General features: G+C 65.4%; 12 protein-coding genes. 5 read left to right on the top strand and 7 right to left on the bottom strand.

What is annotated here, in order from left to right:
- Positions 1-26 precede the first annotated feature (26 nt).
- The 3 genes from B141_RS0119195 to B141_RS0119185 form a co-directional block, all read right to left on the bottom strand.
- Positions 27-908: a phosphotransferase gene (locus tag B141_RS0119195; protein ID WP_020576811.1), complete on the bottom strand. Its 882-nt coding sequence runs from the start codon at positions 906-908 to the stop codon at positions 27-29.
- 214 nt (positions 909-1,122) lie between these two features.
- Positions 1,123-1,308 (bottom strand): hypothetical protein, encoded by a 186-nt coding sequence (locus B141_RS49430; protein WP_020576810.1) that lies wholly within the window; start codon positions 1,306-1,308, stop codon positions 1,123-1,125.
- 253 nt (positions 1,309-1,561) lie between these two features.
- Entirely contained in the window at positions 1,562-2,191 is a 630-nt protein-coding gene (locus B141_RS0119185; protein ID WP_020576809.1) for a TetR/AcrR family transcriptional regulator, read from the bottom strand.
- A gap of 187 nt (positions 2,192-2,378) precedes the next feature.
- On the opposite strand from B141_RS0119185, the gene B141_RS0119180 reads away from it, so the two are divergent.
- The 3 genes from B141_RS0119180 (at position 2,379) to B141_RS0119165 (ending at position 6,317) form a co-directional block, all read left to right on the top strand.
- On the top strand, positions 2,379-3,275 hold the full coding sequence (locus B141_RS0119180) for an alpha/beta fold hydrolase (RefSeq protein WP_020576808.1): 897 nt from the start codon (positions 2,379-2,381) through the stop codon (positions 3,273-3,275).
- A gap of 452 nt (positions 3,276-3,727) precedes the next feature.
- Positions 3,728-4,834, top strand: coding sequence for an endonuclease/exonuclease/phosphatase family protein (locus B141_RS0119175; protein ID WP_020576807.1), 1,107 nt, complete (start codon positions 3,728-3,730; stop codon positions 4,832-4,834).
- 535 nt (positions 4,835-5,369) lie between these two features.
- Positions 5,370-6,317, top strand: a complete 948-nt coding sequence (locus B141_RS0119165) for a phytanoyl-CoA dioxygenase family protein (RefSeq protein WP_020576805.1) — start codon at positions 5,370-5,372, stop codon at positions 6,315-6,317.
- A 139-nt stretch (positions 6,318-6,456) separates the two neighbouring features.
- Here the strand turns inward: B141_RS0119165 and B141_RS0119160 are convergent, their stop codons facing one another.
- From B141_RS0119160 to B141_RS0119145, 4 genes are all read right to left on the bottom strand, one after another.
- Complete coding sequence (locus B141_RS0119160; protein ID WP_157181118.1) at positions 6,457-7,386, bottom strand: NAD-dependent epimerase/dehydratase family protein; 930 nt, start codon at positions 7,384-7,386, stop codon at positions 6,457-6,459.
- On the bottom strand, positions 7,383-8,348 hold the full coding sequence (locus B141_RS0119155) for an MDR/zinc-dependent alcohol dehydrogenase-like family protein (protein WP_020576803.1): 966 nt from the start codon (positions 8,346-8,348) through the stop codon (positions 7,383-7,385). Before B141_RS0119155 ends, B141_RS0119160 begins: the two co-directional genes overlap by 4 nt.
- Before the next feature lie 191 nt (positions 8,349-8,539).
- Positions 8,540-10,843 carry a DUF4838 domain-containing protein gene (locus B141_RS0119150; protein ID WP_272944090.1) on the bottom strand — a complete coding sequence of 768 codons (2,304 nt, stop codon included), beginning with the start codon at positions 10,841-10,843 and terminating at the stop codon, positions 8,540-8,542.
- 163 nt (positions 10,844-11,006) lie between these two features.
- A complete protein-coding gene (locus B141_RS0119145) occupies positions 11,007-12,020 on the bottom strand; it encodes a LacI family DNA-binding transcriptional regulator (protein WP_020576801.1) in 1,014 nt (337 codons plus the stop codon).
- A gap of 267 nt (positions 12,021-12,287) precedes the next feature.
- Here B141_RS0119145 and B141_RS41520 point away from each other — a divergent pair, with 267 nt between their 5' ends.
- Both B141_RS41520 and B141_RS0119135 read left to right on the top strand, forming a co-directional pair.
- On the top strand, positions 12,288-13,511 hold the full coding sequence (locus B141_RS41520; protein WP_157181117.1) for an SGNH/GDSL hydrolase family protein: 1,224 nt from the start codon (positions 12,288-12,290) through the stop codon (positions 13,509-13,511).
- Positions 13,508-14,881 (top strand): ABC transporter substrate-binding protein, encoded by a 1,374-nt coding sequence (locus B141_RS0119135; RefSeq protein WP_020576799.1) that lies wholly within the window; start codon positions 13,508-13,510, stop codon positions 14,879-14,881. Before B141_RS41520 ends, B141_RS0119135 begins: the two co-directional genes overlap by 4 nt.
- The last annotated feature ends 68 nt before the right edge of the window (positions 14,882-14,949 follow it).

Here is a 14,949-nt window from a genome sequence, read left to right as displayed (position 1 = left end):
AACGGCGTTAGCAGGGCGAGGTACAGCTAGCCGCGCTGTAGGCCATCGGCCAGCCGGTGCAGGCCGGCGATCACCCACGGCAGGCTGCGCGGGTCGTAGCGATACATGAAGTGGGTGATGTCGAACGCCGTTGCCGCAGCACAGATCGCCAACACACCTGGTCCGGCGACCGCCTCGCCGGCCAGACGGATCGCGGCGATCGCTTCCGGCTCGCCTCCCCTGACGTACGCCTCGCGCAGCAGCCGGGCGTAGTCGACGGCTCGGGTGCCGCTGCCGCATGCATCTACGTCGATGACCGCGCTGACACCGCCGTCGTGGTGGGTCAGGACGTTGCAGGTGTTGAAGTCGCCGTGTACCAGGTCGCCGCCGGGAAGGTCCAGGGCTGTGTACGGGGCGAGCACTGCGTCGAAGTGCTCGACGAGTTCCACGCCCGCGCTACCGATTCGGCGCAGCACGGGGCGCGGGTCGCTCTCTCCCTCCTCGAACGCGCATGCCCTGGCGTAGCGGGACCAGTCCTGCACTGGATCGGGATCCAGGCCGACTTGGCTTTCGATCACCTCGACGAGCTGAGCGGCCATCCGTCCGGTAAAGGTCGACCTGGACATCGGTTCGCCGCGCACGAAATCCACGATGTGATAGGCGGCGCCGTCAGCGGTCACACCGGATGCCAGCCAGGCTGGCGTCGGACAGCCGGCTGAGCGGATTCGGTCGACGAGTCTCGGCATGCGCGCCATACGGTGCGCCATACCGTCGTTGCACTTCAGGATCGCGCGCTTACCGGCCGGGTCTGTCAGCAGCCAGGCGCCAACCACGCCGCCCCGGCAGCGTTCGCGAAGGGTGAACTGGAGGTCGTGGGCCTGACTGATCTCGTGCAGCAGTTGCTGGGCACGGTTGAGCTGGTCGGTCATCGGTCTTCTCTCCACATAGTCGGCTGGCCGTCACGTACCGACGGTTGGGACATGTTGGAGAGAAGTCACGCCACGACGTTGACCCTAACCCGGCAACGGCTGCGGACGCATCCGCGTTTCCAGCGCGAACCGCCGTGGCACGTAAGGCTGATCTGAGAAGGTCACCGAAGGTAGGCATGCCGTGCTCGGCGACGAGAGCGAGGCTACGCGGACCCTACTGGCGCACCTCGCTGATCTCGGGGGATCCGGTCCACCCGCACGTCCATCCACCCTCGGGCGGGTCGGCCATGATCTCCGCACAGGTCTTCACTGCGTGTCGCTCGCCGCTGAACGCGAGTGTCGCACCGAGCGCCGCCAGTCCGGCCAGGACGACCGCCACCAGCGCCAGTCGTTTCCTCATGTGATCCCCCTAAGTCACCCGGTGCTTGATGCTGCAGGTCCACGAAAGCGCAGGTCAAGCCGAGTGTGACAATCGCGGAAATTTCATTCCCGGCTTCGTCACACCCGAGCCGTCGCTAGTAATGCATTAACGGCCACGCCCTGATGCGGGCTCGGACATCTGGGGGTGAGGGTGCGCGTCGGGGACATCCGGCAGAGGTGGACGTGCCCGCCTCCCCCGTCGTCGTGCAGGGCGACCGAGAGCTGTCTCCGCCTCACGACGAGGCCCAGGGCAGCGCCGTGTGGTCGGTGGCGAGGGGGCGCAAACGCGCCTGGATGGCGGAACGTGCCCGCTGGTAGGCGGCTGCCTCGTCCTGGAGCAATGAGACGCCGTTGGCGGCCTCCATGAGGGCGATCAGCTCGAAGGCGACCTGCTCCGCGTCGGCGCTCTCGATGAGCTGGCCGAGTTGACGGGCGTCTTCGATGGTGCGCTCAACCAGACGCCGCCAGTCCAGGCTGGCGGCGGCAACGGCGTCCCGGACTCGGCCGGGACGACCTTCGAACTCCGCAGTGACCGTGAAGAAGAAGCAGCCGCCCGGGAAGACCCGCCGCTGCGAGTAGCTCAACCAGCTCTCGCACAGCCGCCACACCCGCCCGAGCCCGGGCGGGACGCTCAGGGCGGGTTGGACGACCTCCGTGACGAAGATCCGGGCGGCGGCTCGAACGGTGGCGAGCTGAAGCTCCTCCTTGGAGCCGAAGTAGCCGAAGAGCCCGCTCTTGCTGACGCCCAACTCGCCGGAGAGCCCGCCGATGGACAGGCCCTCCAACCCGTTTCGTGATGCGATGTCCGCCGCCCTGCGAAGGATCAAATTCCGCGCCTGCTCGTCTCGCGGCCGCCCGACCATACCCACCCCTTCACGTACGAACGTTCGGTAACACTACTCCACGAATTGCTTGTTGGGCTGATACATTCGACGCCAAGCACGAACGTTCGTGCGGAAAATGACGGGATCCTGATCGCGCCGGCACCTCCTCGCGAACCACGTCGGACCGCACCGATGCCCCCACACCTCGGCTTGGATGAGGAAGAACATGAAGATCGCCGTGTCACTCGTCGGATCGGCCCTGAACGCCGCATCCCTGCTGTCCCCGCGGACGGCCGGCAAAGCCGCCCTCGCACTGTGGCGCCGCCCGATGCCGCGCGGCACGGTGCGGACCGTCGAGCGTGAGACGCACGACGCTGCCGTCACCGAGCGGATCTCCATCAACGGGAAGGATGTGGTGGCCTACCGCTGGGGCGACGGCGAGAAGCCGGTGTTGATGGTGCACGGCTGGCAGTCGCGTGGGTCCAGGTACGCGGGATTCGTACCCGTGCTGCGAGGCCTGGGGTTCAGCCCCGTCACCTTCGATGCCCCCGGGCACGGGGATTCCGGCGGCACGTCCATGACGATCCTCGAGTACGAGGAGGTGATCCGCCACCTGCAGGGCCGTTACGGCCTCTTCGACGCCGTCATCGCCCATTCCTTCGGGGTCCCCTGCGTCCTCCACGCCCTCCGTAACGGCGTCGGGGCCGGGCGACTGGTGGCCGTCAGCGGCGTAGCCGACTTCGAATTCCTGGTTGATGAGTTCACCCGGCAGCTCGGCCTCTCCGCACGGATGAATCAGGAGCTACGACGCCGGATCGAGGAAGATCTGTTCCCGCATGAGACGGAGATCTGGGAGCGGTTCTCCTCGGTCTACCAACCGACCAGCCTCGACATCCCGATGCTTGCCATCCACGACGAAGATGACGATTGGGTGCCGCTGGAGCACGCCCACCGGATCACGGCCGCTCACGGCGCTCGGCTTCTCGTCACCCGCAACCTTGGCCATCGCGGGATGCTGGGCCAACCGGAGGTGATCGACGCAGCCGTGGAATTCATCACCGCCGACATCGCGAGCCTCGCTCACCCTGATGTCAAGAACGGAAACGCGCAGACCGTGGGATGATGCCGGGCCGGTCTGGCTGAGCTGACGGGCGGAGCGCGCGATCTTGCAGGCGACGTGGAGGATGTTGTCGCGGGAGCGATGGTCACTGCGAGCTGCTCGACCAACTCGCCGGTATCGAAGAAGCCGTTCTGCTCAATCAGGATGGCGGCAAAGGACGTCCAAGGGCACGACGCATGCTCACTGAGATAACCGCTACCCAGGAGACCCTGGCCGACCTGTTCGGCATCTGCCGCTACGCACCTGCCCGCTAACTATGATCAACGGGCGTAACCGCGATCAGCCAGCTGAGCGGGTCACCCCCGCCTCTCGCACAACGAAGGACGTAAAGATGTCCACGGCGGGTTTCCGGAGAGTTCGCCCAGCGTTGCTTCGGTGCGGGGTGCAGGCGTGCGCCGGAGCCGCTTCTATAAGACATAATTCTCCCTTTACACTCCGACTCGGAGGAGATTCCGATGCGCCCGTTCGCACTCGCTGTCCGTCGGCTGGCTTTCGTGCTCGCCGCCGTCGGGATGCTCCTCACTGTCGCGCTCGCCCCGACTGCCCTCGCCCGGCCGGGCAATCCTGGGGTCGGCAAGCCCACTACGCTCCGGATCCTGTCGTTCAACATCTGGTTCGAGGGCACCGCAGTCCCAGGCGGCCTGGACCATGTGCTCGAGACGATCCGGATGACCGGCGCCAACGTGATCATGCTGTCCGAGGCCGGCGGGGCCACGACAGCGATCGCGGAGAAGCTATCGACGCCGGAGCAGCCGTACTACGCGGCCGCATCTGGTGACGCCGGAATCGTCTCGGCGTTCCCGATTGTCTCCGAAAGCGACCTCCCCTACGCCAAGAAGGCGGTCCTCGACGTCGACGGGCGTAAGGTGGCGACCTATTCGGCGCATCTCTACTACCGGAACTACGCGACTTACCTTCCCCGCGGATACGGGGGCGGGGTGGACGAGCCCAGCGAGTTCGCTGAGTACGGTTGGGACAGGTTGCCGGACGGACCTGTGCTCGACATCGACAAGATCCTGAAGGTCAACGAGGACTCCAAACGCCCCGAGGTGGTCAGCCAGATCGTCGCGGACGCGGCGACCGAGCGGGCCTTGGGTCGTACCGTGTTCTTCGGCGGAGATTTCAACGAGCCGTCCGCGTTCGACTGGACCGCTGCGACCTCCTCACTGTTTGACCACAACGAGCTCACGATCCCATGGCAGACGACTTCGCTCCTCCGGGACGCCGGGTACGTCGACGCTTACCGGACGACCTATCCAGACCCGGTGACCCACCCCGGATTCACCTGGCCGTCCGACAACGCTGACAAGGCTGTGAGCGACCTGACCTGGGCGCCGGAGGCGGACGAACGGGACCGGATCGACTACGTGTTCCACGCTGCCGCGCCAGGGGTCAAGCTCCTCGGCGCGGGCCTCGTCGGTCCCCGTTCGACCATCGTGCGCAGCGAGCGCGTGGTCGAGGACACTGACGACAACTTCCTGCCGATCCCCGCAAACTGGCCGAGTGACCACAAGGCAGTGCTGGCGACGTACCGTCTGGCGGGCGGGCCGGCGAGACCTTGATTCCCCGGACGTAGTCCGGCCCGGGAGGACGTATGCCAAGGCATGTGTGAGTTTCAACTGTCCCGGCCGGACCCCGACGAGTACGCATCCGCTCAGGTCCTATTTGCCAGCCGAGGCGAGCACATAAACACCTACCTACGCGCCTGTCTGCGCTCGCTTGCCCACGATCCTGACGCCGCATTGGACACCCTCGCCCCTCACTGCCCTGGGTCGCGTCCGACTGGACGACCCTGAAGCAACTCCGGCACGTCCTATGGCCAGTTCCTGGGACTCCACGTTCATCTCACTGCTGCGGTCGAATCTGCGGCTAGAATTGGGCGCGCACATTGGCGTTCGCGGTGAGGTTCCGGTCGCGGTCGTTCAACAACACGCTGCTGATCTGGGCACAGCCTGACATCGGCGCGCTCGCCGGCCAACGAGGTTTGCATCGCCGAATCATCCAGGCAGGGCGTCAATTCCGAAATGGATCGGATCCGCATCGGGCGGGTTCAATGGGGAGCACCAGCGACCGTACATGATCATTCGGGAGTCGAGGATGACCACCGCAACCGGTACGACCACCAACCCGACCGTCGAGCTCGTCGACTCGACGCCGCTGCTGGGTGACGCGCAGGCGTTGCTGGCGCGGGCCTTCGAGGACGGCTACCTCTTCTTCCGTGGCCTGCTCGCGCGCGACCGCGTGCTCGGGCTTCGCGCGCAGATGATGGACGTTGCCGCGCGGCACGGCTGGCTCGTCGACGGCACCGACCCGATGGACGGCATCGCCGATGTCGATGCCTTCGACCGGGTGCCGCCGGTCGAAGCCGCGTTCTGCGGCACCGGCATCCCGCTCGACGCCTATCGCGACATCTACCAGATCGAGGAGTTTCACGCCATCGGGCACGATCCCGCGCTGACTTCCTTGTACACAAGCCTTTTCGGCGTCGAGCCGCTGCGGCAGCCACTGTCGATCGCCCGGGTTATGATCCCCGGCACCGGTTTCGTGCCGACCCCGCCGCATCAGGACTACATCCACATACAGGGCACCAAGAACGTGTGGACCGCTTGGTTCCCGCTCGGCGACTGTCCTCGTGATCTTGGCGGCCTGGCGGTCCTGGTCGGCTCACAGAAGGACGGCCTGCTGACCTATCACGCGGCCCAGGGTGCGGGCGAGCTCGAAGCTTACATCTGCGACTCCGGGCTGCCGTGGGCGACCACCGATTACGCGGCCGGTGACGTGCTCACCTTCAACAGCCTGACCGTGCACCGCGGCACGCCCAACAAACTTGGCGATCTCGTACGGCTGTCGCTCGACCTGCGCTATCAGCGACCGGATGAGGAAATTACGCGAGGCTCGCTCACCCCGCACTGCAACATACTGGAGTGGGACGAGGTCTATCGCGACTGGCAAGACCCGAGCCTGCAGTACTACTGGCGCGACCGGCCGCTCAAGGTCATCGAGCACGATGAGAAGCTGCGCTGGCAGAAGCACAAGATCTGCTGACGGCACAGCACCGCGGACAGCCGATCGTCAGTCCGGAGTATGAAAGTTCCGCCGATAGACCGTCGGACTGACCGAGTCATGACCTGCCCTTCCTCACCGAGCCCCAGGCTCGGCATGTCAGGCTAGACCAGATCCATCGTTAGTCAGACAGTCCCCCGACGTCACGTGTCGCCGCGTCCAGGGAGAACTGAGGCTCGTAGCCGAGGAACGTCCTGGCCCTGGCGATGGAGAGGAGGCCCGCACGCTTGGGCAGAGGTTCGCGCAGATACGGGATCAGCTCCGGCCGGTGTTTGGTGACTATCTCCAACGTCGGCTCGGGTGCCCGCGTATCCGCTGCGGCAAGCGTGATCGGAAGGTAAACGACCGTGTCGACAAGTGCCGCCTTGGTGATCCCCTGTGTGACGTCAAGAACGTGTACCCATTGGAACAGGTCGTCAGCCAACTCCTTGGTGGCAGGAAGGCCCACGTCGAGCGCCGCGTCGTACGTAGACTCCGACCACACACCAGCGAAGCGCAAGTTGACGGCCTCGATTCCGAACGCCCGGTTGAAGGTCGCTCCGAGTAGTTCGGTGGTGGCCTTGCTCAAGCTGTACGGATCTTCTGGCGTGACAGGTTCGTCTTCGGTGAGCGGCAGGGACAGGTGCATGGGTGATCGGCCACTGACCCGCCAGTAGAACGTCCCGAACGCATTGATGCTCGACGCATTGACGACTCGCCGTACACCTGCCGTCCGCGCCTGGTCGAAGACGTTGAATGTCCCGACGATGTTTGTCATCACCGTTGCCTTGGCGTTCTCCCACTCACCCGTAGGACGGCCGGCGAGGTGCACCACCACCTCGACGTCCGCGAAGGCGCACAAGAGTCCCTCGTCGTCGAGGATATCGAGCTGATGGTACGGCCAGCTTGGTGACAACGGCACCTGTCTGCGCCCTCCCGGCGCATGTGGATCGAAGATCGTCGCCTCCTCGGGGGCGACGTTGTCAACGAGAACGAGTTCGTGGCTGGTCTCCAAGGCAGCCGTGACGTATCGGCCGAGCCAACCAGCCGCACCAGTGATCGCGATTCTCATGCGGCCCACGTCCAGTCGATCGCCGCGGCGACGGGTTCGAGCCGACCCTCGCTCACGCTCTTCATCAATGCACGTGCATCGTCAGGATTCTGCGCGACAGCGCCAAGGAATTGCTCGGATGGCATCTGACCGTTCCGCATGAGGCCGAGGGTAGCCCTGACACGGTCACTGGTGATCCCGGAGACGAAGTGGACGGTGAGCTCGCGCTCCTGCAGGACGGCCATGTCGCCCCATGCGGTCACGCCTCCGGGTGAATGGCCGCTGTAGACGATCTGGCCGATCCGGCGAGGGAGCCGCGGAATGTACATGTCGAAGGCGTCGGTGTTCTGCACGGTATCGATGACGGCATCCGGAGCGAACTCCGCCACCATGTACTCGGGGTTCGTTGCCCTCGCGTTGAACGTCTCGAACCCTGCCCGACCCAGTACCTCCAGGCGCGTGCGGTGCCGGCCCACCACCAGCACGTCGAAGCCGCGGGCACGGCACGCGAACGCCGCAGACGCGCCAATCACTCCGTCACCAACAACGAGGACGTGGGCGCCGGCGCTAAGGAGGAGACGGGACGCCGCGTTGTAACCGACCTGAGCGACCACCACGAACGCCGACCGCTCCGCTGGTAGCCCTTCGGCGTCATAGACGTCCACGGCGTCAGAGATTGACCGCGAGGAGTGTGCCCCCCAGGTCGATCTCACATCGACGTAGCCGAGACCGCTGGTCGCCACAACCCGCTGCCCGATCTGGAATCCCACGACCTCGGATCCGATGTCCTCCACGATTCCGACGCGCTGGTATCCAGGGACAGCGGGAAAGGTGATGTTGCCCGAGCCGAAGGTGCCGCGCATGACCCACTTGTCCGTACCCGTACTGACTCCTGACATCAGGGTCCGTACAACCACCTGCCGTGGGCCAAGCGCGGCCAGGTCGAGCTTCGCGCACTCGATGTCTCCGGGCTGCCGACACACGATCGCATCACAGCTCGACAATGCTCCTCCAGCTTTCGGCTTCCTGTCCGTCTGGCGTTGACGGAGTTGCCATCGATCTCTCCTACGGAGCAGGGCTTCTGCACACCGCGAGACCGATAGTTCCGGGAATTTGACGTGCGCCACGGGGATATCCGCGGACTGCCATCAACGGTCACAACTGTGCCGCTGCATCACACTCTCACCGCGAAGATGCGGTCGACGTAGACGAAGGAGATGTCTGCCGAGTTGGGCGGCGCGATCCAGGCGTACCTGTCGGCGTCGTGCTGGTAAGTGCCGGGAAACTCGAGTTCGTGGTAGGCGCCGTCGCTGACGTCGGAGGCTTTGATGGCCCGCTCGTTGCCGAAGGGTGGCCATACTCCGGCGACCATGGCGGTGGCGTCGGGTGCGGCGGTTCCGGTGTCGGCACGCACCGACATGTAGAGCTTCCAGGTGCCGGTGGTGGGCAGGGCGGCGAGTGGAAGCTGGACGCCCCAGTCGGGCCGGTTGCCTGGCATCCGTACGGTGTAACCGTTGGAGGCGTTCGGGTCGTCGAGGATCGTGGTCACCGGCGGGTACAGCTTGAGCGCCGGCTCCTGGTAGTCCACCCAGTCCCCCGGCGGCAGGCCGGCAACCCTCCCCGGCGGCGTCGCCGAGGCGGAGGCGATGCGCAACTGCCGCATCAGTTGCTCCGGCGTGCCACCACCCTCGCTGTAGCGGGTGAGGCCGGCAGCGCGCATCTCCTCCTCGAGCCGGTCGAGCCGGTTCTCCCAGTCTGGACTCCAGTCCATGCCGCGTTCCCGCGCGATCCGTTCGTACTCCGCGCTACGCATCGAGATGACGTAGTCCACTCCGAGGCGTACCGCCTGGACGTGCCGGCGGAGGTCCGGCTTGTTCTGGACGAGCGACTCGGCCCGTGCCATCAGCTCATCGGCCGCCAGCATGGTGTCGAAGTTGAGGTACGGCGAGTTCACCGACGCGGCGAACGTCAACCGCGTCTTTGTGTCTTCGACCGACTGCTGGAGCAGCCGCAGGTAGCGGTAGATCGGCTGGGCGGCGGCGCCGTAGTAGCCGCGCAAGAACTCCCGGATCAACGCGTCCGGGTCCAGCGTCGGGTCCCAGCAGAGCCGCCCGAGGACCCAGGTGCGCAGCTGGACCAGTTCTGCCCCGACCGCGTTGTAGGCGTGCTCGCCGAAATATCCACCGACCTGCGGATACCGGGCCAGCGTCTTGATGCCCTCACCGACCGCCCAGTAGTCCGGGAACGGTTGGATGTAGCAGGCGAAGTCGATGATGTAGTCCCAGAGGACGATCTGGTCGGCGACACCGCACCACGCCTCGATGGCCTTGCCGATCTCAACGTTGTCGTCGGTGAAGAGCGAGTGAGCGAAGTTCGCCTGGATCGGGGCGACAGTCATGACGACCCCCTCGCCCACCCGGATCCCGGTCGGCGGAGTGAAGCTGAACCAGTACGCCTGCGTGCTCAGCCGCGCGTCCGGAATCCGCCGACGCACGCGCGCCGCGACGTCGTTGGCCAGGTCGACCACCGCCGCCGACAGTGCGCCTCCATGACGATCGGCGAACTCCCTGCTCGCGGGATCGGGTTGCCAGTCGGCGTCCATCTGCTCGAAACCCCACGACGGGTCAAGTCCCGCCGCGATCCGCTCCTGGAGCTTCTTCACCAGATTCTCGGTCGCCAGTTCGCGGGTACGCGGATCCATGGCCAGGATCTGCCCCCCGTACCACAGGCTCTGGTCGGGCACCATCTCCCGCCAGTTCCCGCCGAACGGATCGGCCGGCCAGTACGTCGACCAGGTGTCGAGGTGCGCTGGCACCGGGGTGTCCTCAAAGCCGCGGTTTCCGTTCAGCAAGTTGTGGTGACGGTACGCCGGATCCGCGGCGTCGCCCGCGTACACCTGCCGATAGCGAAACCGTGGCACGTGGTCCCCGGTCAAGCTCGCCCGTGGGACGTGAAGAGTGCGTTCGTGGGGAATGTGGGTGTAGTCGGCGGCGAACCACCGGACACCGAGCACCCGGTCCAGCACCCAGTAGACGCCGTAGAGGGTTCCCCGGGAATTTCCACCGGCGACAAACACCGTGTCCCCGGCAGTACGCAGCACAAAACCGTCCTCGCCGAGCCGGGCCTCCTCGACGACCTGGCCAAGTCGCGCGGTCAGCGGATTGTTTCTCCCCACCACCAACAGATGCCTACTTGTCGGCGGCTGGTCGGCGACCACGACAGGGAACCTGGCCGATGTGATCGACTCCAGATACGACGCGAGCTCGTTCGCAGCATGCCGCACCGTCGCATCCTCGCCGGCACCGCAGTACACCTGGTAACGAGTCTGCCCGCCGTCGGCCAAATGGATTCGTGCACCTTCTGCCGACGCTCGCCCGGCCAACGCGACCTGCGCCAAACCGACGAGCCCCGCGCCAGAACCAGCCAGGACGGTCCTGCGGCTGGGGCGTGGCGCCGATTTACCTGGTCTGCTGTTCATTGACATCTCCCTCCACTATGTGGAGTTGCGCCGACAGTGAAAGAACGTCGCCGACATGAGGCTTGGTTGATGCGATAAGGACTGGAGCGCTCCAACGTCTCCGCCTCAAGCTAGGTTTACGTCATAGCGGTGTCAAGCAGCTGTCAGGTCCTTGGCCGGCCGCTTATGGCCTCACAGTCGATTCGCGAACGACCAGCTCCGGTACGAACCGTACGTTGCGGTGAGTGTGGTTTCGGTCGTGAATCTCGCTGAGCAACAACTCGGCGGCGGTGTGGCCCATTTCGTACATCGGTTGCCGGATCGAGGTGATCGGCGTGCCCACCAGGGTCGCCAACTCGATGTCGTCGTAGCCGACAACCGCCACGTCATCCGGAACGCTGACGCCAGCTGAGCTCAGGCCACGCATCAGCCCGATCGCCAGCAGGTCGTTGCCGCATAAGATCCCGGTGGGTAGGGGACGCCTCGCGCTGCTACCTAGCAGTGTCCTGGCCGCCTCTTCACCGCAGGCAATCGTATCCGCCGGCACGGCGACAACGTGAACTGCCGGTCGCCCGCGACCGCCAGACGAAGCCAGGGCGGATCGCATACCGCTGAGTCGATCGGAATGCTGCCGGCCACGCGTTGGGCCTCCCACGAAAGCCAGCCGGCGGTGCCCGAGGCCGAGCAGGTGCTGGGTTGCCGCTATCCCGCCGCGGATGTCATCGACGGCGACCGAGCACTCGTTCGCTCCACCCTCGTGATCCAGGAGCACCGCCGCGACACCCCGCTCTCGCACCTGCCGCAGATCCTCCGCTCCCGATGCCGTCGGGATGAGCAATATCCCCGACACCTGCTGCGCGATCAGAAGCCGCAGCGAGGAACGCTCGCGCTCCGCGTCATCGCGGGTGCTCGTCAACGTGAGGACATAGTCCTCGCGGGTAACGACGTCTTCAACACCGCGCGCGATTTCCGCGAAGAAGGGATGGCCCACATCGTGCATGACAAGGCCGATACTGCGGTTACGCAGGCCTCCGAGCATCCGGGCAGGCTGGCTCGGGATGAAGTCAAGGTCACGCATCGCCTCCAGCACACGGGCTCTGGTCGCCTCCAGGACAACCTCGGGGCGGTTGAGAACGTTGCTCACGGTCCCACGGGACACGCCTGCCCGCCGTGCGACGTCCTCAATGGTCACTGCCATGTGAGCTCCCCAATCTCGTTGTCGGCTGGAGGATAGGTCTCCCGGGGAGTATGTCCGAACCGTTGACACTGCCCCACCGCCAATCATAAAGTCCAGGGCCTTGGAGCGCTCCAGAGGCGGTAGGCGTACGCCATGCCGTAGCTGGCGGTGCCGAGCGTGCGCAACCCGGGTCGGTCGAATTTCTCGAATCGATGGAGGTCAGGCGACAGCATGGCACTCGAAGAGCGGCGGCCTGGACAATCGCGTACAAGGGACAGTCGCAGGGGCGTGGAGGCGGATGTCGGCCGACCAATGCTCGAAGCCGTCCGTGAGTTGGTGAGTGATGGCGTCGAACCCGCGGAGAGGCGTCTCGTCCGTGGCGAGCGAACAGTCCTTCCGCACACGGTCCCCGACCGTTGGATCTCAGGCCGTGCGCCGCGTGGCGTGCTGACCAGTCACCGCAGTCAGGCGTCGATCCCGGCGCCCGGAGCGCTCGATCCGCACAGCCTCGTTGTGCGTTCTGTCGAAGGGCGGACGCTGCGACCAGGCGTCGACTATGCGGTCGACGACGTCTGGGGGACGATCGGTCTGGCCGAGGCAGACGCCTCCCCCTGCGAGGTCGACTACGCATACTCGCTGCTACGCATCGACAGTGTCGTGGAGACCGCGACCGGCGGACTCACGATCGTCGAAGGGCAGAGCCACCTCACCACGCCACGACCCCCTACCAGCTCCGTCGGCGCGCGGCTTGTAGCGACCATCTTCGTGCCGTACTTCAGCGATGGCCGCGATGTGCAGGTGCTCGTGCGACGCGATGGGCCGCGGACGGTCACAGCGCCTCAGCAACACCTGCTTGCGGCCACGAGCGCCCGGCTGCGGGCCGGTGAAGAGGTCAGGATCGTGTGCTGGGGGGACAGCGTGACCGCCGGAGGCGATGCCTCGTCGGACCGCGCGTCCTACGGCGCGTTGGTCGAGCACGGCTTGCGGACCATGGGCGCCGACGCTCGGGTCACGACCGTGGCGGTCGACGGTTCGAACTCCGCGCAGTGGCTGGGCCGAGGTGAGAAGGCCGGCTGTCGTTGGTCGCGTGTCGCCGAGGCGAGACCACATCTGGTGGTCGTGGAGTTCGTCAACGATGCCGAGCTCGACCCAGAGACGTGGCCCGGTCTCTACCTTGATCTGAAGTCCCGAACCGAGGCGATCGGTGCGGAGCTGCTCATCACGACGCCTCACTTCACGATGGCCTCAATGATGCGATCCGACCACGCTGCGGTGGATACCGACGAACGTCCGTACACGCGGTTCCTACGCGACTTCTGTCGCTCGGAGCAGATCGCACTTGCTGATGTGTCAAGACGCTACGAGCACCTGGCACTGGAGGCAGTGCCATACCACACCCTGCTGAACAACGGCATCAACCATCCTGACGACCGCGGACACGCTCTCGCGGCCGAGGAGATTCTCGCCTGCATGGGGCGCAACACCCCACGATCCGAAGGAGACGAGTCATGAACCGAGGCATGGACAGAAGGGCAGTCCTCCGTGGAGGGCTGGGGCTGGCCGCTGCCGCCGTCGGCGGCTCGTCACTCGCCGCCTGTACGGTCGGCGAGCAGACCGCGCCGACCACGAAGGCCAAGCGCAATCTGGTCATTGTGCAGTGGACGAACGTGCCCGCGGTGGAGGTGACCAAGAAGATCAACGCCGCGTTCGAAAAGGAGAACCCAGGCGTCACGGTTACGATGCGCCACGCACCGAACCCGAACAACGCCTATGGCGCACTCGTCAACAGCCAGCTGGCGGCGAAGTCGGTCGACATCATCGCCCAGTTCCCGCTGACTCCCTCGGCGTTCCCACCCAAGTACACCAAGCAGAAGCCGGGTGGCTTCGCCGCACTGGTTGCTGCGGGTAAGGCTGTTGATCTCAAGGACGCCGGGTTCATGAAGCGGTACGACAAGTCGCAGCAGCAGTACGCGTTCGGCTACGAAGGCGGCCAGTACGCGCTCATGGCCGCTCAGTATCCCGCCTACGGAGGCTTGTTCTACAAGAAGGCGCTCCTGGAGAAGCACAACGTTGCGCTGCCGTCTACCTGGGACGAGCTGATCCAGGCGTTCGACACGCTGAAGTCGAAGGGCGTAACTCCGGTCTTCCTTGCCGCCAAGGACGGATACCAGGCGTTCATCTGGCACGGCATTCTGACCCAGACGTTGATGGCAGGAAAACCGGCCGAGAGCGCCGCGGAGGTCGGTGCGGCACGGGCCGAGGCGTTCTGGCAGGGCACGGTGACCTGGAACGATCCCTTGCACCACGAGGTGGCGGCCAAGTACCTGAAGGTCATGCAGTACACCCAGAGCAACGCCTCTGGCGTGTCCGCTCTGACAGCGCCGGGAGTTTGGGCGGTGAAGGAGGACGACTTCCCGTTCCTCATCGATGGAACGTTCGACGCGGCCACCATCGTTAAGGCCAACCCCAAGCTCGATCTCGGCTTCTTCACGATGCCCTCGAGCAACGACGCAGCAGTCAATCGGGTCGTGCTCAATCCGGACCTGTCGTGGGTCGTTCCGACATCGGCGCCCAACAAGGACCTCGCCATGAAGTGGCTGGAGTTCTTCTCCCGCGAGGACAACTACAAGCAGTGGCTGACCGCGACCGGTTCCAACTCGACACAGCCCGGCGTGACGACCAACGAGGTGCCATGGATGGACTGGCTGAACGAGCATCAGGAGGGCGCCTGCCTGAACATTCCCGGTCCATGGATTCCGACCGGTGCCGCACCCGAGGCGGGCGGACCGGTCCTCGGAGACATGGTGCCCATAGGCAAGACGAGCGTGAATGACGAGCTGCGTCAGGCAGCGGATGCCTACGCGAAGGCCCGGAAGGCATAGTCGGATGGCAAGCTCAAACTCCTGTCCCTTCGGGACAAGGCGGACGCGAGCATGGATACCATGGCTGA

This window comes from Actinopolymorpha alba DSM 45243 (assembly GCF_000373925.1).
GTDB classification, from domain to species: domain Bacteria; phylum Actinomycetota; class Actinomycetes; order Propionibacteriales; family Actinopolymorphaceae; genus Actinopolymorpha; species Actinopolymorpha alba.
Note: the sequence above shows the minus strand (reverse complement) of the source record. Positions and strands in the feature narration are given on the sequence as shown.